The organism is Pseudomonas sp. QTF5, from assembly GCF_000512695.2.
In the GTDB taxonomy this organism is placed as follows: Bacteria; Pseudomonadota; Gammaproteobacteria; order Pseudomonadales; family Pseudomonadaceae; genus Aquipseudomonas.
The window spans coordinates 40,344-66,677 of sequence record NZ_AZRW02000021.1; the positions used below are offsets into that span (position 1 = coordinate 40,344).

Below are 26,334 nucleotides of genomic sequence, written 5' to 3' on the forward strand. Positions count from 1 at the left end.
TGCAATGGGAAGCCCTGCGGGGTGGCTCACCTTAAGCATTCCGGCCAAGCATGACGCTCGACGGGAATCATTCAATAAATTGTTGCCAAGTATCTTTTACAGCAGGTCTTTTATCAACAATTCAGCCACCTGCACAGCATTGAGCGCGGCCCCTTTGCGTACGTTATCTGACGTCAGCCACACATTAAGTTCCGCCGGGTCGTCGATCCCGCTGCGAACCCGACCAACGTAAACCACGTCCTGCCCTACCGCATCGCCTACCGGGGTCGGGTAATCGCCCGCCTCGACCAGTTCGATACCGGGCGCCGCTTCCAGGGCTGCGTTGACTTTCGCCAGATCGACAGCGCTCGACGACTGCAAGGTCACGCTAAAGCTATCGCCGAAAAACACCGGAGCTTGAATGCAAGTGACGGAAATCTTTAATAACGGCAGCGCCATGACCTGACGCAACTCGCGCACCAGGCGTTTTTCCAGCAGCGTATGACCTTGAGTATCAGGCGTACCGACTTGCGCCAGCAGGTTGAAAGCCATCTGCCGATCAAAGAAAGCTGGCTCCAGCGGGCGCACATTGAGCAGCTCGGCGGTTTGCCGGGCCAGCTCGGTAACCGCTTCGCGACCTTGGGCAGACACCGCCAGACTGGCAGTCAGGCTGATGCGCTGCAGGTCGAGCACATCGAGTAACGGTGCCAGCACCACCGCCAGCGTCGTCGCCGAAGGGCTTGGGCTGCTGACCTGGAAGGGCTTTTTCAGACCGCTCAGGATTTCAGCATTGGCCTCGGGCACCACTTGCGGCGCTTGGTCGGCCGGCAAGGCGCCGGACAGATCGATCAGCGAGCAACCGGCGGCCGTGGCACGCGGAGCGAAACTGAGGGTCACCGCCGGGCCGGCGGCAAAGAACACCAACTGGACTTTGCTGAAATCGAATTCATCGACTTCCCGCACCCGCACGTTCTTGCCGCGAAACGGTACCGAATGCCCGGCCGATTCACTGCTCGCCAGCAGGTGCAGGTTAGCGACCGGAAAATCCCGCTCTTCGAGAATCTGGACGAGTGTTTCGCCGACAGTACCGGTGGCGCCGATCACGGCAATATCAAAGGACTGGCTCATGGTTCTACCTCTGGCGAAACGGGGGGAGCGGCACTTTACCGGGTGGTTGGCAGTGAGGCAATTCACGCCCCATCCTGATCGTTCCCACGCTCTGCGTGGGAACGATCGGTGCGCAAAAAAAAACCGCACCTCTTTCAAGGCGCGGGTTCTTCATTACATCAATCGATCAACGCTCAAGCAAAATCCGCAGCATGCGGCGCAGCGGTTCGGCCGCGCCCCACAGCAATTGGTCGCCGACGGTGAAGGCACCGACGAACTGCGACCCCATGTTCAGTTTGCGCAGACGGCCGACTGGTACGTTCAGGGTGCCGGTGACTTTCGTCGGGCTCAGCTCCTGCATGCTGATCTCACGGTTGTTCGGCACCAGCTTGACCCATGGGTTGTGCTGGCTGATCAGCCCTTCGATGTCGGCGATCGGCACGTCTTTGTTCAACTTGATGGTCAGCGCCTGGCTGTGGCAGCGCATGGCGCCGATGCGCACGCAGATGCCATCCACCGGGATCGGGCTCTTGAAGCGACCGAGGATCTTGTTGGTCTCGGCCTGGGCCTTCCACTCTTCGCGGCTCTGACCGTTCGGCAGTTCCTTGTCGATCCACGGGATCAGGCTGCCAGCCAGCGGTACGCCGAAGTTTTCGGTCGGGTACGCGTCGCTGCGCATGGCTTCGGCGACACGGCGGTCGATGTCGAGGATGGCGCTAGCCGGGTCGGCCAGTTGATCGGCGACAGCGGTGTGGGTCACACCCATTTGCTTGATCAGTTCACGCATGTGCTGCGCGCCGCCACCGGAGGCCGCCTGATAGGTCATGGCGCTCATCCACTCGACCAGACCGGCTTCGAACAGGCCGCCCAGGCCCATCAGCATCAGGCTGACGGTGCAGTTGCCGCCGATGTAGTTCTTGGTGCCCGCGTCGAGCTGCTGGTCGATGACCTTGCGGTTCACCGGGTCCAGCACGATCACTGCGTCATCCTGCATGCGCAGGCTGGAAGCGGCGTCGATCCAGTAACCCTGCCAGCCGGCTTCACGCAGTTTCGGGAAGACTTCGCTGGTGTAGTCGCCACCCTGGCAGGTCAGAATCACGTCGAGGGTTTTCAGCTCTTCAATGCTGTAAGCGTCCTTGAGCGGAGCAATGTCCTTGCCCACGGACGGGCCTTGGCCACCGACATTGGAAGTGGTGAAAAACACCGGCTCGATAAGATCGAAATCCTGCTCTTCCAGCATCCGCTGCATGAGCACGGAACCGACCATACCGCGCCAACCGATCAGACCTACACGTTTCATCGCAACTACACCTTCTTGAAAAGTGGGCCGCTGCTTTCATGGTTGAAAGTCGCAGCGGGCCAGAGAGATTACAGATTCCGCAGCGCGGCGACTACTGCGTCGCCCATTTCCTGCGTACCGACCTTGGTGCAACCGGCCGACCAGATGTCGCCTGTGCGCAGGCCCTGATCCAATACCAGGCTTACGGCCTGCTCGATGGCATCGGCCGCATCCTGCAGATTGAAGCTGTAACGCAGCATCATCGACACCGACAGAATGGTCGCCAACGGGTTGGCAATGCCCTTGCCAGCGATGTCCGGCGCCGAACCGTGGCACGGCTCGTACATGCCTTTGTTGTTGGCATCCAGCGACGCCGACGGCAGCATGCCGATGGAACCGGTAAGCATCGACGCTTCGTCGGAAAGAATGTCGCCGAACAGGTTGTCGGTGACGATCACATCGAATTGCTTCGGTGCACGCACCAGTTGCATGGCGGCGTTGTCGACGTACATGTGGCTCAGTTCGACGTCCGGGTAGTCCTTGGCCACTTGCTCGACGACTTCACGCCACAGTTGGCTGGACGCCAGCACGTTGGCCTTGTCCACCGAGCACAGCTTCTTGCCGCGCACGCGGGCCATGTCGAAACCGACACGGGCGATACGGCGGATTTCGGTTTCGCTGTATGGCAGGGTGTCGTAGGCCTGACGCTCGCCGTTTTCCAGCTCGCGCACGCCACGTGGCGCGCCGAAGTAGATGCCGCCGGTCAGTTCACGGACGATTAGGATGTCCAGACCCGCCACGATTTCTGCCTTCAGGCTGGAAGCCTCGGCCAGTTGCGGGTAAAGGATGGCTGGACGCAGGTTGCCGAACAGGCCCAGTTGCGCACGGATTTTCAGCAGACCGCGCTCAGGACGGATGTCACGTTCGATGGTGTCCCATTTCGGGCCGCCCACGGCACCCAGCAATACCGCATCGGCGGCACGGGCACGGGCCAGGGTTTCGTCAGCCAGCGGCACGCCGTACTTGTCGATGGCGGCGCCACCGATCACGTCGTGACTCAGTTCGAAGCCCAGGCTGTACTTGTCGTTCGCCAGCTCCAGCACCTTGACCGCTTCGGCCATGATTTCCGGGCCAATACCGTCACCCGGGAGAATCAGAATCTGCTTGCTCATGCTTTCCTCATGTCATCAGTCGGCACGCCCTTGGGCGTACCCGGAAAAAGTCTTGGCGCTTATCGTTCAGCCATCAGCACCAGCACATCTGTACTGAACGAACCATCGGCCTCAATCTCGAAATATTCGCGAACTTCATTGCCCATCGATTGCTGCAACTCGCGGATTGCCGCGCGCATCACCTGCGGCGTACGCATGCGCTCAACCCAGGACGTGTATTCAAGGCGCAGCCGTTGGCGCGTGGTGCTGCGGGTATGCAATCCCGCCTCGCTGATCTGACGCAACCACTCGCCCGCAGAATAATCGCGCACGTGACTGGTGTCGCGCAGCACTTCGACGCTTTGCAGGTAAGTGTCGAACAACGGGCTGCCCGGTGACAACACATCAATGAACGCCGCCACCCCGCCCGGCTTCAGCACCCGGCGAACTTCGCGCAGGGCCAGCCCGAGGTCGCTCCAATGGTGCGCCGAATAACGACTGAAGACGAAATCGAACTCGCCATCGGCGAACGGCAGGCGCTCGGCGGCACCCAGTACGGTGGACACGTTGCTCAAGCCGCGATCGACGGCCGCAGCGGCCACCACGTCGAGCATCTGTTGAGACAGGTCGTAAGCCACCACTTCCTTGACCAGCGAAGCCACATGAAAACTCACATGACCAGCGCCGCAACCCAAGTCCAGCACACGGGCATCGCCCTGCCCTGCCAGTTCAGCCTGTAGCAGCGCGAACTCAGTGCCTTGAGCGTGTACGGCGCTGCTCAGGTAGGCCGAGGCCTGTTCACCGAATTGCTTTTGTACTACCTGACTGTGTGGGGCGGTGCTGGTCATAGTTATGTCCTGATATTTGTGTTGTCTGATCTGCCGTCTTCGCGAGCAAGCCCGCTCCCACATTTGAAATGCAATCCAATGTGGGAGCGGGCTTGCTCGCGAAGAGGCCGGCCCTACCTACATCAATTTCGGATCAATCACGCATCACGAAACAACCACGGCTGACTCGCGCGATGCTTGGCTTCAAACGTGGCAATCGCCTCGTGGTCCTGCAAGGTCAGGCCGATATCGTCCAGGCCATTGAGCAGACAGTGTTTGCGGAAGGCATCGATTTCAAAGTTCAACACCTTGCCATCCGGACGGGTCACGGTCTGGGCTTGCAGATCAACCTGCAACTGATAGCCCGGAGTCGCCTCAACCTGCTGGAACAGTTCATCGACTTCAGCATCGCTCAGGATGATCGGCAGCAAGCCGTTCTTGAAGCTGTTGTTGAAGAAGATGTCGGCATAGCTCGGCGCGATGATGCTGCGGAAACCGTACTCTTCCAGCGCCCACGGCGCGTGTTCGCGGCTGGAGCCGCAACCGAAGTTCTCGCGGGCCAGCAACACGCTGGCGCCCTGATAACGCTCGGCGTTGAGGACGAAGTCCTTGTTCAGCGGGCGCTTGGAGTTGTCCTGATACGGCTGCCCGACATCCAGGTAACGCCACTCATCGAACAGGTTCGGACCGAAACCGGTGCGCTTGATCGACTTCAAGAACTGCTTCGGAATGATCTGATCGGTGTCGACATTGGCACGATCCAAAGGCGCGACAAGACCAGTGTGCTGGGTAAAAGCTTTCATGCTGCGCTCCTTTAGATCAATTCACGGACGTCGACAAAACGACCGTTCACCGCGGCGGCGGCGGCCATGGCCGGGCTCACGAGGTGCGTACGGCCACCGGCGCCCTGACGGCCTTCGAAGTTACGGTTGGAGGTCGACGCGCAATGCTCGCCCGACTCCAAACGGTCCGGGTTCATCGCCAGGCACATCGAGCAACCCGGCTCGCGCCATTCAAAACCGGCTTCGAGGAAAATCTTGTCCAGGCCTTCGGATTCGGCCTGAGCCTTCACCAGCCCCGAACCCGGCACCACGATGGCCTGCTTGATGGTCGAAGCCACTTTGCGACCCTTGGCGATCACAGCAGCGGCGCGCAGGTCTTCGATCCGCGAGTTGGTGCAGGAGCCAATGAATACGCGGTCCAGCTGAATATCGGTGATCGCCTGATTGGCGGTCAAACCCATGTACTTCAACGCGCGCTCGATGGAGCCACGCTTGACCAGGTCCATTTCCTTCGCTGGATCGGGAACGTTCTGATCGACAGCCAAGACCATCTCAGGCGAGGTACCCCAGCTGACTTGCGGTTTGATCTGAGTGGCATCGAGCTCGACGATGGTGTCGAACTTGGCATCCGCGTCGGAAACCAGGTCTTTCCAGGCCTCGACAGCCAAGTCCCATTCCGCGCCCTTCGGAGCAAATGGACGGCCCTTGACGTAAGCCACGGTTTTTTCGTCGGCGGCCACCAGACCTACGCGAGCGCCGGCCTCGATCGACATGTTGCAAATGGTCATGCGGCCTTCAACGGACAAGTCGCGAATCGCGCTACCGGCGAACTCGATGGCATGGCCGTTACCGCCGGCGGTGCCGATCTTGCCGATCACTGCGAGAACGATGTCCTTGGCGGTGACGCCGAACGGCAATTGGCCTTCGACCGATACCAGCATGTTTTTCATCTTTTTCGCGACCAGGCACTGAGTGGCGAGCACGTGCTCGACCTCGGAAGTGCCGATACCGTGAGCCAGGGCACCGAACGCGCCGTGGGTCGAGGTATGGGAGTCGCCGCAAACTACGGTCATGCCCGGCAAGGTGGCGCCCTGCTCCGGGCCGATGACGTGGACGATGCCTTGGCGGACGTCATTCATCTTGAATTCGACGATGCCGTATTCGTCACAGTTATCGTCGAGGGTCTGAACCTGCAAACGCGAGACCTGGTCGACAATCGCTTCGATGCCGCCCTTGCGCTCCGGAGTCGTCGGAACGTTGTGGTCCGGGGTCGCGATGTTGGCATCGATGCGCCAAGGCTTGCGCCCGGCCAGACGCAGGCCTTCGAAGGCTTGCGGCGAGGTCACTTCGTGGATGATGTGACGATCGATGTAGATCAGCGCCGAGCCATCGTCGCGCTGCTTGACCAAATGCGAATCCCAGAGCTTGTCGTAGAGCGTTTTGCCGGCCATCGGACGGTTCCTCATCAGCTTGTTTCTATGCCCCAGGCTTTGAACATTTCAATAACCCTTTGGCTTGTGAGGTCGATCCTAGGGGGTTACATTAAATAACTCAAATTCATATTTTTCATGCTTTGCATAACCAACTGGAATGCCACCGAGACATCATCATGGACCTCGCCAACCTTAATGCTTTTATCGCGATTGCCGAGACTGGAAGCTTCTCCGGCGCCGGCGAACGACTGCACCTGACACAACCAGCCATCAGCAAGCGCATCGCCGGGCTGGAGCAGCAATTGAAGGTGCGGCTGTTCGATCGACTGGGCCGGGAAGTCAGCTTGACCGAAGCCGGTCGCGCCCTGCTGCCACGGGCCTATCAGATCCTCAATGTGCTGGATGACACCCGTCGCGCACTGACCAATCTGACTGGCGAAGTCACCGGTCGTCTGACATTGGCCACCAGTCATCACATTGGCCTGCACCGTTTGCCGCCCTTATTAAGGGAGTTCACTCGACGTTACCCACAAGTGGCGCTGGATATTCAGTTCCTCGATTCGGAAGTGGCCTACGAAGAAATCCTCCATGGCCGCGCCGAACTGGCGGTAATCACTCTTGCGCCGGAACCTCACGTACTGGTCAAGGCCACGCCTGTATGGGACGACCCGCTGGATTTCGTGGTCGCCCCGGAGCATTCGCTGATCGCTAACGGTCCCGTCAGCCTGGCGGATATTGCCCTGCACCCTGCGGTTTTCCCCGGCGGCAATACCTTTACCCACCACATCGTGCAGCGCCTGTTCGAGGCCCAGGGCCTGACGCCGAACATCGCCATGAGCACGAATTATCTGGAAACCATAAAAATGATGGTGTCGATCGGCCTCGCCTGGAGCGTTTTGCCGCGCACCATGCTGGACGATCAAGTGGCGCGCATACCTTTGCCGGGCATACAGCTCACTCGCCAGCTAGGCTATATCCTGCACACCGAACGGACGCTGTCGAACGCGGCACGGGCCTTTATGGCCCTGCTGGATGCACAAATCGATCAGCCAGGGACTCGCGGCTAAGCTGTGCTTCTTGTTTTTGTGCTACGCCTATAGAGCCCCAAAACCCTGTGCCTAACGCCCAATTCAGCCCAAGGCCTGTTATCCATGCCCAAATCTGTTGAACGTATGCCGCCGATGCCACGAATTCAGGCGCTTGACCCCAAACGGTCCGAGCAGAGTTGGGAAAGCGCCCCGCAGTTGCTAGCGGCCCTCAACGGCGCTCGGCTCGGCGCCTGGTATTGGGACATCGAGCGCGGGCAAATCAGTTGGTCCCGGGGTACTCAGGCGTTGTTCGGCTTCGATCCCCGGCAACCGTTGCCCGAGGACCTGGAATACCTCGACCTGCTGCCCCAGGAGGATCGGGCGAAAACCATCCGTGCCTTCAATGCAGTGATCGCCGGCGCCCCGCTGGAACAGGCCATGCACCATCGCATCCGCTGGCCCGACGGCAGCCTGCACTGGCTGGAAATCAACGGCAGCCTGCTCCCGGACAAAAACGGCCGGCCGCGAATGATTGGGGTCATTCGTGAAATCACCCATCAGCGCCAGCGCGAACAGGCGCTGAGCAGCTCGGAAAAACGCTTCGCCACGCTGTTTCACCTGTGCCCGAACATGGTCCTGCTGACCCGCCAGGAGGATGGGCTGATCAGCGAAGCCAACCAGTATTTCGAAAGCCTGTTCGGCTGGCCGGTGCAAGACGCTATCGGCCGAACCACGCTGGAACTGGGCCTGTGGGTCAACCCGGAGCAACGGGTGCAACTGGTCAAGGCCACCAAGGCCAAAGGCGAGCTGATCAACATGGAGGTGCAGTTTCGCGCCAGCAATGGGCAGGTTCACGACGGCATTCTCAGTGCGCAAAAGGTCGAACTCGAGGGCCAGCCTTATCTGCTGAGCACGTTCCTTGACACCACCGAACGCAAAATTGCCGAGCACGCCCTCAAAGACAGCCAGGAACGCCTCGACCTGGCCCTGGATTCGGCGCAACTCGGCACCTGGGACTGGCACATTCCCAGCGGCATGCTTTACGGCTCGGCACGGGCCGCCCAGTTGCATGGGCTGGAGCCCAAACCCTTCCATGAATCCTTCGATGCGTTTTTCGAAGGCGTGCCCGGCGAAGAACGCGACACCATGCGCGACGCCTACCGCAGCTTGCGCGAAGGCCCGGCCGGCAATTATCAACTGACGTACCGGGTGCAACTGCAGGACGGCAGTTCGCGCTACCTGGAAAGCCGCGCCAGACTTTATCGAGACGATCACGGCACCCCGTTTCGCATGGCCGGCACACTGCTGGACATCACAGATCAGGTGGAGCGCGAACAGCAACTGGTGGCGTCGGAAGAGAAATTCGCCACTTTGTTTCAGGTCAGCCCGGACCCGATTTGCGTCACGCGTCAGGACACCGGTCACTTCATCGAGATCAACTCCAGTTTCACTCAGACATTCGGCTGGAACACCGTCGACGTGATTGGTCGCAGCGCCGACGAAATCGGCCTGTGGGACGCTTCAGCGAAAAGCCTGCAAAGGATTGAGCGGGTCATCCGCGAACAGGGCCTGAACAATGTGGCGATCATCGTTCAGCATAAGGACGGGCCGTCCCTGACCTGCGTGATATCGAGCCGCCAGATCAGCGTCGGCGACCAACCCTGCATCGTCACCACCCTGCGCGACATCACCCAGCAGCAACGCTCGGAAGCGGCGCTCAAGGCCAGTGAGGAGAAGTTCGCCAAGGCCTTCCACTCAAGCCCCGACGCCATCACCATTACCGAGCGCGACACCGGACGCTATCTGGAGGTTAACGATGGTTTCTGTCGCCTGACTGGCTACCGCGCTGATGAAGTGATCGGCCGCACGGTGTATCAAGTCGGCATCTGGGCCGAAGAGAAACAACGCTCGGCGCTGCTGGCGGAGCTACAGATCAAGGGCCGGGTTCACCATCAGGAAATGCTCGGGCGCAACAAACGTGGCGAGTTGCTGACCGTCGAAGTCTCGGTGGAGCCGATCACCCTCAACGAAACGGCGTGCCTGCTGCTGACCGCGCGGGACGTCAGCTTGCTGAAAAACGCCGAAGCGCAGATCCGTCACCTGGCCTACCACGACCCGCTGACCAACCTGCCCAACCGCGCCCTGCTGATGGATCGTCTAAGCCAGCAGATTGCCCTGCTCAAGCGCCACAACCTGCGCGGCGCGCTGATGTTCCTCGATCTCGACCATTTCAAACATATCAACGACTCCCTCGGCCACCCGGTGGGCGATACGGTGCTGAAGATCATCACCGCGCGCCTTGAAGCCAGCGTGCGCATGGAAGACACCGTCGCGCGTCTGGGCGGTGACGAGTTCGTGGTACTGCTCAGCGGCCTGGAAGGCTCGCGTAGCGACGTCAGCGCCCAGGTCCGGGAGTTGGCGGACACCCTGCGCGAACTGCTGTCCGAACCGATGTTCCTCGATGGACAGCGCCTGCAAGTAACACCGAGCATCGGCATCGCGCTGATCCCCGACCACGGCTCGACCCCGACCGACTTGCTCAAACGTGCCGATATCGCCCTCTACCGCGCCAAAGACTCGGGCCGCAACACCACGCAGATGTATCACAACACCATGCAGAAGGCCGCCAGCGAACGCCTGCGCATGGAAACCGACCTGCGTCTGGCGCTTTCCCGGGGTGAGTTCAGCGTGCAATACCAACCGCAGGTGGATGCTCGAGACAACCGCATAACCGGCGCCGAGGCTTTGGTGCGCTGGCACCATCCGCAGCTGGGCGCGCAATCGCCCACCGAGTTCATCAAGGTGCTGGAAGACAGCGGGCTGATTCTGGAAGTCGGCACGTGGATCCTCGACGAAGCCTGCAAGGCCTTCAAACAACTGACTGCCAAAGGTCTGATCGACCCGCTCAATTTCAGCCTGTGCGTGAACATCAGCCCCCGGCAATTCCGTCAGAACGATTTCGTCGAACGCATCGAACACAGCCTCGGCAGCCATGGCCTGCCCTGCTCATTGCTGAAACTGGAAATTACCGAAGGCATCGTCATCCAGAACCTGGACGACACCATCAGCAAAATGCGGCGCCTGAAAAAACTCGGCGTGAGCTTTGCCATGGACGATTTCGGTACCGGTTATTCCTCGCTGACCTACCTCAAGCGCCTGCCGGTAGACACCCTGAAAATCGACCAGTCATTCATCCGCGACGCCACCACCGACCCCAACGATGCCGAAATCATTCGCGCCATCGTCGCCATGGCCCGTAGCCTGGAATTGGAAGTCATCGCCGAAGGGGTGGAAACCCTGGAGCAGCTGGAGTTTTTGCAGGAGCTGGGCTGCCATTTGTATCAGGGGTATTTGCACAGCCGGCCGCTGCCGGTGGAGGAGTTTCAGAAACTGCTCAAGTGACGGTAACAAAAAAGGGCGCCAGTGGATGGCGCCCTTTTCGTTGCTCTGACTCAGTGCTGCAGAGCCGGTTTTTCCGTCCCGTTGATCGGGATGCGTTTGGCTTTCGCTTCTTCCGGAATCACGCGCAGCAAATCGATACTCAACAAACCGTTGCGCAGTTTGGCGGCCTTGATTTCAATATGGTCCGCCAGACGGAACGACAGTTTGAAGGCGCGCTGCGCGATGCCTTGGTACAGGTAAGTGACGCTTTCGTCCGCGTCACGTTTGCCGCCACTGATGGTCAGCACACCTTTCTCCACTTGCAGGTCCAGGTCTTCTTCCTGGAAACCGGCGGCCGCCACGACGATGCGGTATTGATCATCACCGTACTTTTCAACGTTGTAGGGTGGATAGGTGCTGCCTGGCTCATTGCGTAGGGCGGTTTCGAACAGGTCGTTGAAACGGTCGAAACCTACCGAGGAACGGAACAGTGGAGCCATGGAAAATGTAGTACTCATGATTCAAATCTCCTGAACATAATCAGCAAGTTTTTTTGTCTCCGCGACCCGATTTCGGCATCGCGTAATCCTTAAATAAGGACCGCTGATTGCTTTTCAAGAGATTATTTTCTGTTTTTTTTAAGTGGATTCAGGCCGCTTCAGACACCTGCAGACCCAGTAAACGCGAGACATTATCCAGTTCGGTCTCACGACGCAGGACGGTGAACAGCTCTACCGCCTCGGGATAATTGCGGGTCAGCATCGCCAGCCACTGCTTCAAGCGGCCCGGCGATTGGCGCGGCGTCATCTGCGCCTTGGCTTGCAGCCAGAAGTCCTGAATCAGCGGCAGCAGCTCAGCCCAGGTCATCTCGACGACGTCCTCACCGGCGCGGGCGGCGGCGATTTGCCGGGCCAGATCGGGGCGCGATACCAGACCGCGACCGAGCATGATGTCCTCGACGCCGCTGATCTCGCGGCAACGACGCCAGTCCTCGACGCTCCAGATGTCGCCGTTGGCGAACACCGGGACTTTGACCACATCCTGCACTCGCGGGATCCATTCCCAGTGAGCTGGCGGCTTATACCCGTCTGTCTTGGTCCGCGCATGGACCACGATGTGCGCCGCGCCGCCTTCGGCCAGAGCCGTGGCGCAAACCAGCGCACCGTCCGGGCTATCGAAACCGAGGCGCATCTTGGCGGTCACTGGAATGTGCGCGGGGACGGCACGACGGACATGTTCGACGATTTCGTTGAGCAGCTCAGGCTCTTTGAGCAACACCGCGCCGCCACGGGATTTGTTGACGGTCTTGGCCGGGCAGCCGAAGTTCAGGTCGATGACTTCGGAACCCAGCTCGCAGGCCAGTGCGGCGTTTTCCGCCAGGCACACCGGATCGGAGCCTAGAAGTTGCACCCGCAACGGCACGCCGGAGGCGGTCCGGGCGCCAGTCAGCAGTTCCGGGCCGAACTTGTGGTAATAGGCAGGCGTGAGCAACTGATCGTTGATCCGAATGAATTCGGTCACGCACCAATCAATACCACCCACACGGGTCAGCACGTCCCGCAGGATGTTGTCGACCAACCCCTCCATGGGCGCCAAAGCAATTTGCATGAAAAACACACTCAACGAAAAACGTGCGGCAGTTTACTGGATTGCGCGAAGAATCTGCAGAACATCGCAGATCCCTTGTGGGAGCGGGCTTGCTCGCGAAGGCGGTTTAACATTCAACAATTGTGCTGCCTGTCAGTCCGCTTTCGCGAGCAAGTCGGATCGCCGCACCGCCGCTCCCACATTAGATTTTCGCTGAATCCAACTCCTGCAACGCGGGCCCGTAGCCCTCGATAAATTCCGCCGGCATGCGTTTGGGCTTGCCGGTCGACAGTTCGATGCACACGAAAGTGGTCTGCGCTCGCAGCAACGTCGTATTGTCGCTAGGGCGCTTCAATTGAAAGTGTCGGGTCATTTTCAGGCGCTGATCCCAATCGACGATCCAGGTCGCCAACTGCAACTCATCGCCCTCATAGGCTGCTGCCAGATAATCGATCTCGTGCCGCACCACCGCCATCGCCCGATCCAGCCGACGGTACTCGACCAGGTCCAGGCCCAGCCGTTGCGAGTGGCGCCAGGCACAGCGTTCGAGCCAGGTCACGTACACCGCGTTGTTCGCGTGGCCCAGCCCGTCGATGTCCTCGGCGCCCACTTCCAGATCAATGATAAACGGCGTTGCCCGATCCCAGCCCATGCCCCACTCCCGGTCAGATTATTTCGACCGAGGCAGTGTAACGGAAGCTCAGGCCGATTGGCGCGATTGCAGGCTGCGACCGGCCAGCAGCGAGAGAACGCCGTCGATCACCCGCGGATCGGCCAAGACCCGCTGATGCCCGCCCTCTTCCAGGCGCAACAGACGGCTGTCGAACCAGGCTTCGTGGATCAATTGGGATTCCTTGACCGGAACAAAGCTGTCGTCCTCGGCATGGACGATCAGCCCCGGCATGTCGAGCTGATAGCGCGCAACATCCAGCGCAGCGGCGCGCATGCCGACGTCTTTCTCGACCTGGCGAATAAACGCCGAACGGGCTTTGGGCGGCAGGCGCACATAGCGCGCGAAACCGCGCAGCACCCCAAGAATTCGCGCTGGGGCGGCGATCGAGACCAGGGTTTCGGTGCGCAAGCCCAACTGAACTGCGAGCATGGCACTGGCGCCGCCCATGGAGTGACCGATCACCGCTTGCAGCGGCGGCAATTCAGCGGCCGCTTCGAGCATGGCCCGAGCGAACAGCACCACATTCGCCTCACGACCAGGCGAACGACCGTGAGCCGGGCCGTCCAGGGCAACCACGGTGTAACCGGCATCGACCAGCGCCGTGATCAGCGCAGCAAACTGCGTTGGCCGGCCTTCCCAGCCGTGCATCAACAACACTGCCGGCCCCTGGCCCCAGCGCAGCGCCGAGAGGCCGAAGCGCAAAGTGATTCGCTCGGATTTCGCCAGCAGCGGCAATTCCCAGTCGCGCGGCAGCAATTGCCGCGGAGTCATGAATGCCAGGCGCATCTTGCTCGCGACCAGCTTTGGCGCGAACCAACCCAAGGTGCCATTAACGCCACGAACCCAGCTCAACGTGTTCATCGCCCATCTCCTCAGGCTGACGCCTTTAGGTCATAACACCGCCGACTTGGCGGCGCGCAGCAATCGATCAGACAACTCTCCTGGCCCCAGCGCCCGCGCCAGACTCAAACCACCGACCATCAAGGCCAAGTCGGCCAAGGCTTTGTCGGCCTCTTCCGGGCTGGCCGCCAACTGCGCGACCATCAACTCAACATGCTCATTCAACGCCACACGAAATTCGTCCGGCAGACGGCCCAGCTCGCCGACCGACGCTGGAATCGGACACGCCTGCTCGGTGCAATCACGGTGTTTGCGCGACAGGTAGAACGCCGCGACCAACGCACGACGCTCTTCGCCGGTCAACTCGGCGTCCATATCGGCGATCAAGCCACGACGATGGCTGAGCAGCCGCTTGAACGCTTCCAGCATCAATGCGTCCTTGCTTTCGAAGTGCGCGTAGAAGCCGCCGACCGTCAGGCCTGCCGCGCCCATCACTTCGCCCACGCTCGGCTCGGCCGGGCCGCGCTGGATCAGCGCGGCACTGGCAGCCTTGAGGATGCGTTCGCGGGTTTGAGCTTTTTTATCGTTCATCGTTGCCTCCGAATATTACGACTAGAATATTATTCTCATAATAATTTTTCGCAAGTCGTGGATGTGACCGCTGGTCTGAAGAACAGTTTTGAGGAAAAAGGAGAGTTGGCCAAACGCCAGACAAACAAAAGGGCCATTCAATAATTGAATGACCCTTAAAAATCCCGCAGAGCGGGTAATCGTGGCGTCCCCTAGGGGACTCGAACCCCTGTTACCGCCGTGAAAGGGCGGTGTCCTAGGCCACTAGACGAAGGGGACACAAACCCTTCTATACAACTGATCAGTGCTGAGAGCTGATCGATTCAAGGCCGGTGTGGCCAGACCTTGAACTGTAAAATTGGTGGAGCTAGACGGGATCGAACCGTCGACCTCTTGCATGCCATGCAAGCGCTCTCCCAGCTGAGCTATAGCCCCGGATTTTTCGCCTCGCGGCGGAGCGACATTTTTCAACATCGCTTCTGTAAAACTGGCGTCCCCTAGGGGACTCGAACCCCTGTTACCGCCGTGAAAGGGCGGTGTCCTAGGCCACTAGACGAAGGGGACGCAAACCCTTCTATACAACTGATCAACGCTGAGTGTTGATCGCTTCAAGGCCGGTGTGGCCAGACCTTGAAGTGTAAATTGGTGGAGCTAGACGGGATCGAACCGTCGACCTCTTGCATGCCATGCAAGCGCTCTCCCAGCTGAGCTATAGCCCCTCATCGCTGAGGACGGGGCGAATCTTAATGGCGCTTCGGAAGACTGTCAAACTTATTTTCAACAATTTTCAAAATTTTTTGCCCACATAACAATCACTTACCGCCCTCCCCCCGCAAATCCGGAGTTTTTCCCCTGTAGGAGCTGGCTTGCCAGCGCCTACAGGTGTCAGGCGATAGCACCCAACAGCTTTTCCCACTCCTTGTTTTCCTTCTTCGACACGCCGCCCAGCAGGTCGATAGCCTGGCGCAGACGGAAGCGGGTCAGGTCCGGGCCAAGGATTTCCATCGCATCAAGCACCGACACCGAGCTGGCCTGCCCGGTGATTGCGGCAAACATCAGCGGCATAGCATCACGCAGCTTCAGCTCCAGCGATTCGACCACCGCCTGAATCGTCGAGGTAATACTGTCCTTCTCCCACTGACGCAGGCTTTCCAGCTTCCACAGAATCAACTGCATCAACTGACGAACCTGATCGCCCGAAAGCTTCTTGGATTCGAACAGTTTGGCATCCGGGTTCACGCCACCGGCGAAGAAGAAGCCAGCCAGCGGTGCGACCTGGCTGAAAATTTCAACCCGACCCTGAACATGCGGTGCGATCTTCATCATGTATTCAGGGTTCAGTGCCCACTTTTGCAGACGAGCGGCGAACTCTTCCACCGGCAGGTCACGCAGCCATTGGCCGTTCAGCCACGACAGTTTTTCGATGTCGAAAATCGGACCACCGAGAGAGACACGCTTGAGGTCAAAGTTATCGACCATTTCCTGCAGAGAGAACTTCTCACGCTCATCCGGCATCGACCAGCCCATGCGGCCCAGGTAGTTGAGCATTGCTTCCGGCATGAACCCCATGCGCTCGTAGAACGTTACCGAGGTCGGGTTCTTGCGCTTGGACAGCTTGCTCTTGTCCGGGTTACGCAGCAGCGGCATGTAGCACAGCTGCGGTTGTTCCCAGCCAAAGTATTCGTACAAGAGGATCAGTTTCGGTGCCGATGGCAGCCATTCTTCACCGCGCAGAACGTGGGTAATGCCCATCAAGTGGTCATCGACCACGTTGGCCAGGAAGTACGTTGGCAGGCCGTCGGTCTTCATCAGCACTTGCATGTCCATGCGATCCCAAGGGATCTCGACATCGCCACGCAGCATGTCAGGCACCACGCACACGCCTTCAGTCGGCACTTTCATGCGGATGACGTGTGGCTCGCCGGCGGCCAGGCGGCGCGCGACTTCTTCCTTGGACAGCAACAGCGCACGGCCGTCGTAACGCGGAGTTTCGCCACGCGCCATTTGCTCGGCGCGCATCTGGTCCAGCTCCTCGCTGGTGCAGAAGCACGGGAAGGCATGACCCATGTCGACCAATTGCTGGCAGTATTTCTGATAGATATCGCCGCGCTCGCTCTGACGGTAAGGACCGTGCGGGCCGCCGACGTCCGGGCCTTCGCTCCAGTCGATACCCAACCAGCGCAGGGCGTCGTAAATCTGCTGTTCAGACTCACGGGTCGAACGCAGTTGATCGGTGTCTTCGATCCGCAGGATGAACTCACCGCCATGCTGCTTGGCAAAGCAGTAGTTGAACAAAGCGATGTAAGCGGTACCTACGTGGGGGTCCCCGGTAGGCGATGGCGCGATGCGAGTGCGGACGGTGGTCATGGCATGTCTCGAAAAGAATAAAAAGCGAAGATCAAAGCGAACTTCCAACAAGAGCCGAATGGTAACAGGCGATAGCCGCCCGGCTCCAGTGAGTGGGGTATTTACCTCTACATCACCCGTAGGCCGAGGTGGGTTGAGGGCTGGGGGAAGCGCTTTAGCTGACGAATATGGCGTTCAGTCGTACGCCTTCGCGAGCAAGCCCGCTCCCACATTAGACCGCGTCCGCCTGGACAACTCGGTCAACTGTGGGAGCGGGCTTGCTCGCGAAGAGGCCCTGTCAGACACCACAAATCAAACCGCAATCAACCGCTCCCGCAACTTGCCGATTTCGTCGCGCAGCTGCGCCGCGGCTTCGAATTCCAGGTCGCGGGCGAGCTGGTACATCTTTTCTTCCAACTGACGAATGCGTTTGCTTATCTCGCTCGGCGAGCGCAGTTCGGCCTCGTATTTGGCACTTTCCTCGGCAGCCTTGGCCATGCCTTTGCGCTTCTTGCTGCGCGAACCTGGCACGACCGCGCCTTCCATAATGTCGGCGACGTCCTTGAACACCCCCTTCGGCGTGATGCCATTGGCCAGGTTGAAGGCGATCTGCTTGTCGCGACGACGCTCGGTTTCGCCGATCGCCCGCTCCATCGAACCGGTAATACGATCCGCGTACAAAATCGCCCGACCATTGAGGTTGCGCGCCGCCCGGCCGATGGTCTGGATCAGCGAGCGCTCGGAACGCAGGAAGCCTTCCTTGTCGGCATCGAGAATCGCCACCAGCGAGACTTCCGGCATGTCCAGGCCTTCACGTAGAAGGTTGATCCCCACCAGCACATCGAAGACGCCGAGACGCAAGTCACGGATAATTTCGACCCGTTCCACGGTGTCGATGTCCGAGTGCAGATAACGCACGCGAACACCGTGGTCGGCCAGATAATCGGTCAAATCTTCGGACATGCGCTTAGTCAGAGTCGTCACCAGAACACGCTCTTCGAGAGCCACGCGCTTGGTGATTTCCGAGAGCAGGTCGTCGACCTGAGTCAACGCCGGACGGATTTCGATTTGCGGGTCCACCAGACCGGTTGGGCGCACCAATTGCTCGACCACTCGACCGGCATGTTCCGCCTCGTAATTACCCGGCGTGGCCGAGACAAAAATCGTTTGGGGACTGATGCTTTCGAACTCGTCGAAACGCATCGGCCGGTTGTCCAGCGCGGACGGCAGGCGGAAGCCGTACTCGACCAGCGTTTCTTTCCGGGAACGGTCACCTTTATACATGGCGCCGACTTGCGGCACGCTGACGTGGGACTCGTCGATCACCAGCAAGGCATCCGCCGGCAGGTAGTCGAACAACGTGGGCGGCGCCTGGCCGGATTCACGGCCCGACAGGTAGCGCGAATAGTTTTCGATGCCATTGCAGTAACCCAGTTCGAGGATCATCTCAAGGTCGAAACGGGTGCGCTGCTCCAGTCGCTGAGCTTCCACGAGTTTGTTATTGGAGCGCAGGTATTCCAGGCGCTCCTGCAATTCGACCTTGATCCCTTCGGTGGCCTCGAGCAGGGTTTCCCGCGGGGTCACGTAGTGGCTCTTCGGATAGAAGGTGAAACGCGGCAGTTTGCGGATGACTTCACCGGTCAACGGGTCGAAGGCGGACAGGCTCTCCACTTCGTCATCGAACAACTCGATGCGGATCGCTTCGAAATCGGATTCCGCCGGGTGGATATCAATCACATCGCCGCGCACCCGGAAGGTCGCCCGGGCGAAATCCATGTCGTTGCGGGTGTATTGCAGGTCGGCCAGTCGACGCAGCAGCGCGCGCTGGTCGAGCTTGTCGCCGCGATCGACGTGCAACACCATCTTCAAATAGGTTTCCGGACTGCCCAGACCGTAGATGCACGACACCGTGGTGACGATGATCGCGTCCTTGCGCTCCAACAGTGCCTTGGTCGCGGACAGGCGCATCTGCTCGATGTGATCGTTGATCGAGGCGTCTTTCTCGATGAAGGTGTCGGACGACGGTACGTAGGCTTCAGGCTGGTAGTAGTCGTAATAGGAGACGAAGTATTCAACCGCGTTGTTCGGGAAGAACGCCTTGAATTCGCCATACAACTGCGCGGCCAGGGTCTTGTTGGGCGCCAGCACCAGCGTCGGGCGCTGTATCTGGGCGATCACGTTGGCAATGCTGAAAGTTTTGCCCGAGCCGGTCACACCGAGCAACGTCTGGTGCGCCAGCCCGGCCTCAATGCCCTCGACCATCAGGCGGATGGCTTCCGGCTGATCGCCGGCGGGCTCGAAGCGAGTGACTAGCTGGAATTCAGACATAACTACCTCTGGGTTCGCATCTGCACGGCTGACCGGGCACGAACGAAAAAGACCGCAAACGACCGACGTCGCCCGAGGAAAAAACTGGATTGTGCTCAATGTGGAGCCGATTGCCATCGCTTTCAAGGCAAACGTCCTACATCGGATAGAACCTTTGACGACATCACCCGACCAACGATCGAAAAATAATTCGAAAAACTTACCGTAAAAGCCGAATCGCCTGTCGCCATCAATCGCTGATGACCTCTATACTAGCTCCCCGTTTGTGCACCGCTCTAGTGCATTCGGCTGGAGCGCGACACGTCCCTCCACACTCCATTCAGAGCCGCCGCAATAATGAGCCTGTTCTCCGCTGTCGAAATGGCACCACGCGATCCAATCCTGGGCCTCAACGAAGCATTCAATGCCGATACCCGTACCAACAAGGTCAACCTGGGGGTTGGTGTTTACTGCGACGAGGAGGGGCGAATTCCACTCCTGCGCGCCGTTGTCGAAGCCGAGACGATTCGCGCTGCTCAACACGTTTCCCGTGGCTACCTGCCGATCGACGGCATCGCTGCCTACGACCAGGCCGTGCAGAAATTGCTGTTCGGCAATGATTCGCCGCTGATCGCTGCTGGCCGGGTCATCACCACCCAAGCCGTCGGCGGTACCGGCGCGCTGAAAATCGGTGCCGACTTCCTCAAGCAACTGTTGCCGAACGCCGTTGTAGCAATCAGCGACCCGAGCTGGGAAAACCACCGCGCGCTGTTCGAAACCGCCGGTTTCCCGGTGCAGAACTATCGCTACTACGACGCTGCGACCCACGACGTCAACCGCGCCGGCTTGCTGGAAGACCTGAACGCCCTGCCGTCCGGTTCCATCGTTGTGCTGCACGCTTGCTGCCATAACCCGACCGGCGTGGACCTGAGCCCGGCGGACTGGAAAAACGTGCTGGAAGTGGTCAAGGCCAAAGGTCACGTGCCATTCCTCGACATGGCCTACCAGGGTTTTGGCGACGGTATCGATGAAGACGCCGCGGCCGTGCGCCTGTTCGCCGAATCGGACCTGACCTTCTTCGTTTCCAGCTCGTTCTCCAAATCCTTCTCGCTGTACGGCGAGCGCGTTGGCGCCCTGTCGATCGTCAGCGAATCGAAAGAAGAAAGCGCGCGCGTGCTGTCGCAAGTCAAACGCGTGATCCGCACCAACTACTCCAACCCACCGACCCACGGTGCAAGCATCGTCGCCGCCGTGCTGAACAGCCCGGTACTGCGCGCCCAGTGGGAAGAGGAACTGGCAGAAATGCGCCTGCGGATTCGCGGCATGCGCATCCAGATGGTCGACCTGCTGGCGGAAAAAGCTCCACAGCGCGATTTCAGCTTCGTCGGTCGCCAGCGCGGCATGTTCTCCTACTCCGGCCTGACGGTTGAGCAGGTAACCCGCCTGCGCAACGAGTTCGGCATCTACGCCCTGGACACCGGCCGCATCTGCGTTGCCGCGCTGAACCAGAGCAACATCGACGCTGTGACCAAGGCCATCGTTCAGGTGATCTGAGTCGTCGCGTGATGTGAAAACGGGAAGCCACAGGGCTTCCCGTTTTTTATTTGTCTTTGATAATTCCCAGTTCAGCGACCGGTCGCTCTAGACTGCACGCAGATCAAAAATGTGGGAGCGGGCTTGCTCGCGAAAGCGGTCTATCTGTCACATTGATGCTGGATGTGCCGCCGCCTTCGCGAGCAAGCCCGCTCCCACAGGTTATGAGTACACCCGAGAATTTTGAGAACCCACATGAAAAACGATGACCTACGCGCCGACCGCGACGAGCTGGACCACTTTGTGCCCCGCTCCTCGGCCAAACGCGGTAATAACCTGGTGCTGCAGGTGGCTGCGGGCGTATTCCTTGGCGGTCTGGCGTTGTGGCTGGTGCAACTGGCCGCCACGATGCTGTACGCCAAGCTGATGCTCGCCACCATTACCTTCGGCGGTTAGACCAGTTCGCTCGCGCGTTGGCTGGCCGCGTCGTCGTACGCCACATAAAGCGACTCGGCCACCTGGCTTTTGATCGCTTTGGTGCTTTCCAGGCCCAGGACAAAACCTTCGGCCTTGCCGCCCGCGCGGTTCAATTCGTCAGCGGTGCTGGCCTGAGTGATAGCGTCGAACAGTTTCTCGGCGTGCGGGCCGACGCCTTTGGGCAGACTGATCTGAGCGATGCTCATGCGAACACCCCGCTGTTTTGAGGTGTGAGGGTTGGGTGATTCATGGCGCATACCTTTTCGGCGGAGGGCCGGCAGCGCGTGTCACCACTTCCGGGCGGCCATGGTAGACCTCTAACGCGTTTCTGGTAACCGCCAATGGCCGATAACCCCCTCTGATCCGATGAAAACGTCAAACAGCCAACAGAGGCTTGACTTCTCTTTTTGAATCAGTAACATAGACGCCATTCCGCGATAGCTCAGTTGGTAGAGCAAGTGACTGTTAATCACTGGGTCCCTGGTTCGAGTCCAGGTCGTGGAGCCAGACAAGGTTCCAGAGAAGGCTTCAAAAATCTCTGAAACCCCCGAAAAACCCGCCTTCTGGCGGGTTTTTTCGTTTTGGCGTTCCGTCGCATTCCGGTGGGAGCATCCGTTTTAAGGGTAATGTTTGGGATAAAGTTCAATTCGATAAAGGGAGTACCCTTATATCGCGCACCACTGCTCCACTCTCCGATTCCGCTTGCCGTTCGGCCAAGCCCGCAGACCGCACGCAGGTATCAAGCAACATGAGTGTTCGCTGCAAGCTCCTGCGCGGGCTCAGGCTTGATCTTGAACCAGAGGGCGTACATCGCTGGCAGGAACACCAGGGTCAGCACGGTTCCGGCAAACGTACCGCCAATCAGGGTGTAGGCCAGCGTTCCCCAGAACACCGAATGGGTCAGCGGAATGAACGCCAGCATCGCCGCCAACGCCGTGAGAATCACGGGCCTCGCGCGCTGCACAGTGGCCTCGACCACGGCGTTGTAAGGCGACAGGCCGGCTTGCTCATTGGAGTGAATCTGGCCGATGAGGATCAGCGTGTTGCGCATCAGAATCCCTGACAAGGCAATCAGTCCCACCAAGGCGTTGATCCCGAACGGTTGCTGGAACAGCAGCAGAATTGGCACCACACCAATCAGGCCCAAAGGCGCGGTGGCGAACACCATCATCATTGCCGACATCGAGCGCACCTGAATGATGATGGTCAGCAACATCAGCGCGATCATGATCGGGAACAACGGCAGCAATGCCTTGTTTGCTTTACCCGACTCCTCGATCGCGCCGGCAAACTCAATGCGGTAGCCCGCCGGCAGTTTTTCGATGATGGGCTGCAACTGCGCTATCAAGGCGTTGGAGACATCGGGAGGCTGAAGACCTTCAGCCACGTCACCGCGCACAGTTATCGTCGGCGTACGATCACGACGTCGCAGGATGGGCTCTTCCATGCGCACATCCACCGCCCCTACCTGGGACAGCGAAACGCGCTGGCCTTGGACGCCGGTCAGCGTGAAGGCGGCAATTTTCGACGGATCCAGACGCGTCTCTCCCGCCGAGCGAGCGACCACCTGAACCGAACGAATGTCCTCGCGCACCTCGGTGACAGGCACCCCCGTGAGCAGGAATTGCAACTGTTGCGCGACATCAGTCGAGGTCAAGCCGAATGCTTGCAGGCGATCCTGATCCAGCGTGAGATGAAGCGCCGGTGTGCGCTCGCCCAAGTCGGTGTTGACGGTCCTCATCATGGGGCTGGCGGTCATGACCTCACGCACCTGCGCGGCGATATCTCGCAACACCGCGGGGTCGGCGCCCATCACCCGAAAGGCCACCGGATACGGTGAATAAGGACCAAATACCAACTGCGTCACCCGCACCCGGGCTTCAGGCGCCAAGCCATCGGCTGCAGCTTGCCTGAGGCGGAGCTTGAGCACCTCACGCTCTTGCTGATTCGCCGTCAGGACGACGATTTTTGCGAAGGATGGATCGGGTAGCTCAGGTGCCATCGCCAAATAGAAGCGCGGCGCGCCCTGGCCAATGTAAGCGGTGACGATCTTGGCCTCCGGCTGCTGAGCCAACCACGCCTCGACTTTGGCCGCTGCCACATCAGTCTGTTCGATAGACGTGCCGTAAGGCATCTGCACCTCAACCAGCACCTCAGGCCGGTCGGACGTTGGAAAGAACTGCTTGTTGACCACGCCCATGCCCAGAATCGCAACAACAAACAAGCCCACGACGGATGTCGCCACCAGGCCTTTGCGGCGGATCACACTGCCCAGCAGGCGCCTGAAACGCTGGTAGTTCGGTGTACCGTAAATCGCCGTATGCCCGCCTTCAGGCACCTTGATCTGCGGCAGCAGTTTGACGCCCAGGTAAGGGGTAAACACCACGGCCACCACCCAGGAAGTGATCAGCGCAATGCCAACGATCCAGAACATGTTCGCGGTGTACTCACCAGCGGTCGACTTGGCAAAACCGTTGGGCATAAAGCCGATCGCCGTCACCAACGTCCCCGACAACATCGGCGCGGCCGTGTGGCTCCAGGCATAAGCGGAGGCCTTGATTCGGTCGTAGCCCTCCTCCATCTTCACCACCATCATCTCAATGGCAATGATTGCATCGTCCACCAGCAGTCCCAGCGCCAGAATCAACGAGCCCAGGGTAATTCGATCGAAGTCCTTGCCCGTGGCCGCCATGACAATGAACACGGCGGCCAGGGTCAGCGGCACCGCCGCGGCAACCACAACGCCGACACGCCAGCCCATGCTGAGAAAACACACCAGCAGCACCACGCCCAGGGCAGCAAAAAACTTCACCATGAACTCGTTGACGGATGCGCCAATATTCACCGCCTGATCCGTGACCTTGGTCAGGCTCATGCCCAAAGGCATCTGCTCATTGATCGCTGTTGCCTCAGCGTCCAGCGACTTCCCCAAATCCAGACCGTTCCAGCCATCGCGCATGACCACGCCGAGCAACAATGCGGGCTCGCCATTGTTGCGTACCAGGAACGTCGCAGGGTCCTCATAGCCGCGCTTGACCTCAGCCACATCGGACAACTTGAGGGTTCTGCCCTGCACTGTCAGTGGGGTATTACGAATCTTCTGCAGGTCATCAAACGCGCCATCCAGGCGAATGAAAACCTGTGGGCCCTTCGCTTGAACTGAGCCGGCCGGCGTTATCATGTTCTGCGTGTTCAACGCACTGAAGATGTCTCGTGCGGAAATGCCCAGTGTCGCCAGACGCTCGTAGGACAGCTCGACAAAAATGCGCTCGGCCTGTTCACCGATGATGTTGACCTTCTTCACACCCGCCACATGCAGCAGACGCTGGCGCAAGCTCTCGGCTTCGCGCACCAACAGACGTTGCGGCTCACCCTTGGCCTTGAGCGCATAGAGCGCGAAGGTGACATCGGAATACTCATCATTGACCATCGGGCCGATCACCCCGGACGGCAACCCCTTCTGCTCATCCAGGATTTTCTTGCGCGCCTGGTAAAACTCCTCCTGGACGGCTGAGGGCGGCGTGCTATCGAGCAGATAAACCGTGGTGAATGCCAAGCCGGGCCGGGTAAAGGTCTCGGTCCGGTCGTACCAACGCAGTTCTTGCATGCGTTTTTCCAGCTTTTCTACCACCTGGTCTTGGATCTCCTGGGCCGTCGCCCCAGGCCAAGCGGTGACCACCGTCATTTGTTTAATGGTGAATGCGGGGTCTTCCGCACGCCCCAGTTTGAAGAAGGCGTACAACCCACCCACAGAAATCAGCAGGATCAAAAACAGGGTGATTGAGCGCTCGCGTACTGCCAGCGCCGAAAGATTGAAGCCGCTCATCGACTCACCTCAACCACCGTTTTTTGCGTGGCACCGGCAAGTTCAGTCCTGACCTTCTCTCCCTCATTCAATAGGTGCGCACCCAATGCGACGACACGATCACCCACCTGGAGATCACCTGTCACGCGCACGCTGGCCTCGTTATTCAGGCTGAGAACCTTGATCGGGCGCCATACCACATGCTCCGGCTCTCCCTCAACCACCCAGACACCCGGGCCTTTACCCGCGTCGTAGAGGGCCCCCATGGGCACCTGTAATTCCTTGGCATCAGCAACATCCGTGTCAGCGATAACCACTGAGATCGTCGAACCCAGGGTGGCGTTGGAGAGCGCCCCCTCCAGCACATAACGCGCTTCAAACGTTCGGGTCTGTCGGTCGGCAGAGTCGGACAACTGGCGTAAACGCGCTTTACCTGCAGTCTGGTGCTGGCCGTATAGCTCAACCGTCCCCGAAGATCCCAAAGCAGGGCGTAACGTCTCGGGCAACTGGATCACCGCCTCGCGCTGCCCTGAGTGGGCAACACGCACCACCACCTGACCTGCGCCAATCACCTGCCCCGGCTCAGCCAAGGTGTCCACCACAACCCCATCAGCATCAGCCAATAACGTCGAGTAACCGGTCGCGTTTTTCGCCACATCAGCCTGGGCTTGGGCAGCGTTGAGTTGGGCCTTAGCCGAGTCGGCAGCCGCTTTGAATCCTGCGTAAGCTGAAGCAGATACCGCTCCGACGGACACTAGGTCACGGTAGCGACGCTCATCATCGGAGGCCTGCCGGGCTCGGGCCGTAGCGGCCAGCACCGCTTCCTGCTGCGCCCTCGCGGTCAGCGTCAGGTCGTTGGCATCGATGCGCATGAGTGGCTGCCCACGTTTGACACTCTGCCCAGAGTCCACCAAGCGCTCCAAGACTTTCCCTGGCACCCGAAAACCGAGATCGCTCTGAACTCGAGCCGCGACGATACCGGTGAATACCCGTGCAGCAGGCGCGGAGGGTTGAACCACGCCGATGCGCACCAAGGGCACTTGAAGGCGAGGATCGACAGGCGTGGCCTCGTTGCAGGCCGCCAAGGCAAACGGCAACAAGACAATGAAAATGAGTGACATGCGGTGGCGCTGGATCATAAAGACCTCTAGGTAGCGGATGCGCCATGCTTATTCAAGTGACCAATTATGTCAATAGTCACCAACTGGGCGAATGAACATCGCCCACTT

At 59.5% G+C, this 26,334-nt stretch carries 20 protein-coding genes and 5 tRNA genes; 5 read left to right on the forward strand and 20 right to left on the reverse strand.

What is annotated here, in order from left to right; all coding sequences use genetic code 11:
• Positions 1-96: 96 nt before the first annotated feature.
• The 6 genes from IC37_RS17380 to leuC all read right to left on the reverse strand — a co-directional run bounded on the left by IC37_RS17380 (position 97) and on the right by leuC (position 6,576).
• A complete protein-coding gene (locus IC37_RS17380) occupies positions 97-1,107 on the reverse strand; it encodes an aspartate-semialdehyde dehydrogenase (protein WP_030132378.1) in 1,011 nt (336 codons plus the stop codon).
• Between the two features lie 166 nt (positions 1,108-1,273).
• Positions 1,274-2,386, reverse strand: coding sequence for an aspartate-semialdehyde dehydrogenase (gene asd, locus IC37_RS17385; RefSeq protein WP_007905957.1), 1,113 nt, complete (start codon positions 2,384-2,386; stop codon positions 1,274-1,276).
• Positions 2,387-2,454: 68 nt separating this feature from the next.
• Positions 2,455-3,537: a 3-isopropylmalate dehydrogenase gene (leuB, locus tag IC37_RS17390; protein WP_030132379.1), complete on the reverse strand. Its 1,083-nt coding sequence runs from the start codon at positions 3,535-3,537 to the stop codon at positions 2,455-2,457.
• A gap of 59 nt (positions 3,538-3,596) precedes the next feature.
• Positions 3,597-4,364 carry a class I SAM-dependent methyltransferase gene (locus tag IC37_RS17395; RefSeq protein ID WP_030132380.1) on the reverse strand — a complete coding sequence of 256 codons (768 nt, stop codon included), beginning with the start codon at positions 4,362-4,364 and terminating at the stop codon, positions 3,597-3,599.
• A gap of 137 nt (positions 4,365-4,501) precedes the next feature.
• The gene (gene leuD, locus IC37_RS17400; RefSeq protein ID WP_030132381.1) at positions 4,502-5,146 is read right to left on the reverse strand and encodes a 3-isopropylmalate dehydratase small subunit; all 645 of its coding nucleotides are present in this window, start codon (positions 5,144-5,146) and stop codon (positions 4,502-4,504) included.
• A gap of 11 nt (positions 5,147-5,157) precedes the next feature.
• On the reverse strand, positions 5,158-6,576 hold the full coding sequence (gene leuC / locus IC37_RS17405; protein WP_008007198.1) for a 3-isopropylmalate dehydratase large subunit: 1,419 nt from the start codon (positions 6,574-6,576) through the stop codon (positions 5,158-5,160).
• 158 nt (positions 6,577-6,734) lie between these two features.
• On the opposite strand from leuC, the gene IC37_RS17410 reads away from it, so the two are divergent.
• Both IC37_RS17410 and IC37_RS17415 read left to right on the forward strand, forming a co-directional pair.
• Positions 6,735-7,625, forward strand: coding sequence for a LysR family transcriptional regulator (locus IC37_RS17410; RefSeq protein WP_030132382.1), 891 nt, complete (start codon positions 6,735-6,737; stop codon positions 7,623-7,625).
• An 84-nt stretch (positions 7,626-7,709) separates the two neighbouring features.
• Entirely contained in the window at positions 7,710-10,988 is a 3,279-nt protein-coding gene (locus IC37_RS17415; RefSeq protein ID WP_030132383.1) for a bifunctional diguanylate cyclase/phosphodiesterase, read from the forward strand.
• A gap of 50 nt (positions 10,989-11,038) precedes the next feature.
• Here IC37_RS17415 and IC37_RS17420 read toward each other — a convergent pair whose 3' ends face one another.
• From IC37_RS17420 to uvrB, 11 genes are all read right to left on the reverse strand, one after another.
• Positions 11,039-11,485: an Hsp20 family protein gene (locus IC37_RS17420; RefSeq protein ID WP_030132384.1), complete on the reverse strand. Its 447-nt coding sequence runs from the start codon at positions 11,483-11,485 to the stop codon at positions 11,039-11,041.
• A 130-nt stretch (positions 11,486-11,615) separates the two neighbouring features.
• Positions 11,616-12,575: a tRNA-dihydrouridine synthase gene (locus IC37_RS17425; RefSeq protein WP_030132385.1), complete on the reverse strand. Its 960-nt coding sequence runs from the start codon at positions 12,573-12,575 to the stop codon at positions 11,616-11,618.
• A 181-nt stretch (positions 12,576-12,756) separates the two neighbouring features.
• A complete protein-coding gene (locus tag IC37_RS17430; protein ID WP_030132386.1) occupies positions 12,757-13,206 on the reverse strand; it encodes a thioesterase family protein in 450 nt (149 codons plus the stop codon).
• A gap of 48 nt (positions 13,207-13,254) precedes the next feature.
• Positions 13,255-14,088, reverse strand: coding sequence for an alpha/beta fold hydrolase (locus IC37_RS17435; protein WP_030132387.1), 834 nt, complete (start codon positions 14,086-14,088; stop codon positions 13,255-13,257).
• Positions 14,089-14,118: 30 nt separating this feature from the next.
• The gene (locus IC37_RS17440; RefSeq protein ID WP_030132388.1) at positions 14,119-14,658 is read right to left on the reverse strand and encodes a TetR/AcrR family transcriptional regulator; all 540 of its coding nucleotides are present in this window, start codon (positions 14,656-14,658) and stop codon (positions 14,119-14,121) included.
• 182 nt (positions 14,659-14,840) lie between these two features.
• A tRNA-Glu gene (locus tag IC37_RS17445) sits at positions 14,841-14,916 on the reverse strand.
• Between the two features lie 80 nt (positions 14,917-14,996).
• Positions 14,997-15,072 (reverse strand) — tRNA-Ala (locus IC37_RS17450).
• A 53-nt stretch (positions 15,073-15,125) separates the two neighbouring features.
• A tRNA-Glu gene (locus tag IC37_RS17455) sits at positions 15,126-15,201 on the reverse strand.
• A gap of 79 nt (positions 15,202-15,280) precedes the next feature.
• Positions 15,281-15,356: transfer RNA gene (locus IC37_RS17460), tRNA-Ala, on the reverse strand.
• A gap of 166 nt (positions 15,357-15,522) precedes the next feature.
• Positions 15,523-17,004, reverse strand: a complete 1,482-nt coding sequence (gene gltX / locus IC37_RS17465) for a glutamate--tRNA ligase (protein WP_030132389.1) — start codon at positions 17,002-17,004, stop codon at positions 15,523-15,525.
• A 291-nt stretch (positions 17,005-17,295) separates the two neighbouring features.
• Positions 17,296-19,311 (reverse strand): excinuclease ABC subunit UvrB, encoded by a 2,016-nt coding sequence (gene uvrB, locus IC37_RS17470; RefSeq protein WP_008007189.1) that lies wholly within the window; start codon positions 19,309-19,311, stop codon positions 17,296-17,298.
• A 336-nt stretch (positions 19,312-19,647) separates the two neighbouring features.
• Between uvrB and IC37_RS17475 the strand changes: the two genes are divergently transcribed.
• Both IC37_RS17475 and IC37_RS17480 read left to right on the forward strand, forming a co-directional pair.
• Positions 19,648-20,844: an amino acid aminotransferase gene (locus IC37_RS17475; protein WP_030132390.1), complete on the forward strand. Its 1,197-nt coding sequence runs from the start codon at positions 19,648-19,650 to the stop codon at positions 20,842-20,844.
• Positions 20,845-21,078: 234 nt separating this feature from the next.
• Positions 21,079-21,279, forward strand: a complete 201-nt coding sequence (locus tag IC37_RS17480; protein ID WP_030132391.1) for a hypothetical protein — start codon at positions 21,079-21,081, stop codon at positions 21,277-21,279.
• On the opposite strand, the gene IC37_RS17485 is transcribed toward IC37_RS17480, so the two are convergent.
• On the reverse strand, positions 21,276-21,506 hold the full coding sequence (locus tag IC37_RS17485) for a hypothetical protein (RefSeq protein WP_030132392.1): 231 nt from the start codon (positions 21,504-21,506) through the stop codon (positions 21,276-21,278). The two genes, IC37_RS17480 and IC37_RS17485, sit on opposite strands and share 4 nt — an antisense overlap.
• Positions 21,507-21,731: 225 nt before the next feature.
• Here IC37_RS17485 and IC37_RS17490 point away from each other — a divergent pair.
• Positions 21,732-21,807 (forward strand) — tRNA-Asn (locus IC37_RS17490).
• Positions 21,808-22,039: 232 nt separating this feature from the next.
• Here the strand turns inward: IC37_RS17490 and IC37_RS17495 are convergent.
• Both IC37_RS17495 and IC37_RS17500 read right to left on the reverse strand, forming a co-directional pair.
• Positions 22,040-25,126, reverse strand: coding sequence for an efflux RND transporter permease subunit (locus IC37_RS17495; RefSeq protein WP_030132393.1), 3,087 nt, complete (start codon positions 25,124-25,126; stop codon positions 22,040-22,042).
• The gene (locus IC37_RS17500; RefSeq protein ID WP_030132394.1) at positions 25,123-26,244 is read right to left on the reverse strand and encodes an efflux RND transporter periplasmic adaptor subunit; all 1,122 of its coding nucleotides are present in this window, start codon (positions 26,242-26,244) and stop codon (positions 25,123-25,125) included. The genes IC37_RS17495 and IC37_RS17500 overlap by 4 nt, the downstream gene beginning before the upstream one ends.
• Between the last annotated feature and the right edge of the window lie 90 nt (positions 26,245-26,334).

Coding starts and splice junctions, on each gene's coding strand:
- IC37_RS17380 (WP_030132378.1), bottom strand. CDS start 1,107: ATGAGCCAGTCCTTTGATATTGCCGTGATCGGCGCCACCGGTACTGTC.
- asd (WP_007905957.1), bottom strand. CDS start 2,386: ATGAAACGTGTAGGTCTGATCGGTTGGCGCGGTATGGTCGGTTCCGTG.
- leuB (WP_030132379.1), bottom strand. CDS start 3,537: ATGAGCAAGCAGATTCTGATTCTCCCGGGTGACGGTATTGGCCCGGAA.
- IC37_RS17395 (WP_030132380.1), bottom strand. CDS start 4,364: ATGACCAGCACCGCCCCACACAGTCAGGTAGTACAAAAGCAATTCGGT.
- leuD (WP_030132381.1), bottom strand. CDS start 5,146: ATGAAAGCTTTTACCCAGCACACTGGTCTTGTCGCGCCTTTGGATCGT.
- leuC (WP_008007198.1), bottom strand. CDS start 6,576: ATGGCCGGCAAAACGCTCTACGACAAGCTCTGGGATTCGCATTTGGTC.
- IC37_RS17410 (WP_030132382.1), top strand. CDS start 6,735: ATGGACCTCGCCAACCTTAATGCTTTTATCGCGATTGCCGAGACTGGA.
- IC37_RS17415 (WP_030132383.1), top strand. CDS start 7,710: ATGCCCAAATCTGTTGAACGTATGCCGCCGATGCCACGAATTCAGGCG.
- IC37_RS17420 (WP_030132384.1), bottom strand. CDS start 11,485: ATGAGTACTACATTTTCCATGGCTCCACTGTTCCGTTCCTCGGTAGGT.
- IC37_RS17425 (WP_030132385.1), bottom strand. CDS start 12,575: ATGCAAATTGCTTTGGCGCCCATGGAGGGGTTGGTCGACAACATCCTG.
- IC37_RS17430 (WP_030132386.1), bottom strand. CDS start 13,206: ATGGGCTGGGATCGGGCAACGCCGTTTATCATTGATCTGGAAGTGGGC.
- IC37_RS17435 (WP_030132387.1), bottom strand. CDS start 14,088: ATGAACACGTTGAGCTGGGTTCGTGGCGTTAATGGCACCTTGGGTTGG.
- IC37_RS17440 (WP_030132388.1), bottom strand. CDS start 14,658: ATGAACGATAAAAAAGCTCAAACCCGCGAACGCATCCTCAAGGCTGCC.
- gltX (WP_030132389.1), bottom strand. CDS start 17,004: ATGACCACCGTCCGCACTCGCATCGCGCCATCGCCTACCGGGGACCCC.
- uvrB (WP_008007189.1), bottom strand. CDS start 19,311: ATGTCTGAATTCCAGCTAGTCACTCGCTTCGAGCCCGCCGGCGATCAG.
- IC37_RS17475 (WP_030132390.1), top strand. CDS start 19,648: ATGAGCCTGTTCTCCGCTGTCGAAATGGCACCACGCGATCCAATCCTG.
- IC37_RS17480 (WP_030132391.1), top strand. CDS start 21,079: ATGAAAAACGATGACCTACGCGCCGACCGCGACGAGCTGGACCACTTT.
- IC37_RS17485 (WP_030132392.1), bottom strand. CDS start 21,506: ATGAGCATCGCTCAGATCAGTCTGCCCAAAGGCGTCGGCCCGCACGCC.
- IC37_RS17495 (WP_030132393.1), bottom strand. CDS start 25,126: ATGAGCGGCTTCAATCTTTCGGCGCTGGCAGTACGCGAGCGCTCAATC.
- IC37_RS17500 (WP_030132394.1), bottom strand. CDS start 26,244: ATGATCCAGCGCCACCGCATGTCACTCATTTTCATTGTCTTGTTGCCG.